We start from the raw sequence: 254 nt of genomic DNA on the forward strand, positions 1-254 counted from the left end.
GGCCAAAGCTTCTTCATTAAAAACCTGCTGCAAAACGTCATGTTCCAGGAAGCGGGCATCGCCGGGGAAAACCGCTGGTGGGAGCTGCGCAACCGCGCCGTGATGTGGTCCGGCTACGCGGCGCTGCTGGCCCTGCTGGTGATCCTGGGTGGCCTGTGGCTGACCAGCTACGCCAAGAATAAAGCCTATCTGGAAGAAGTGGATGCAAAAGTGCCGATGCTGGAGCAGCAGAGCAAGGCGCTGCAAAACCAGCC

At 59.4% G+C, this 254-nt stretch carries 1 protein-coding gene; it reads left to right on the forward strand.

Features of this window, described 5'->3' with window-relative positions; genetic code table 11:
• On the forward strand, positions 1 to 254 hold a 254-nt coding region (locus RTW80_RS30010), incomplete at both ends, for a type VI secretion protein IcmF/TssM N-terminal domain-containing protein (RefSeq protein ID WP_312721811.1).

The sequence above is a fragment of the Escherichia sp. AM3 genome (assembly GCF_032029835.1).
GTDB lineage: Bacteria > Pseudomonadota > Gammaproteobacteria > Enterobacterales > Enterobacteriaceae > Escherichia > Escherichia coli.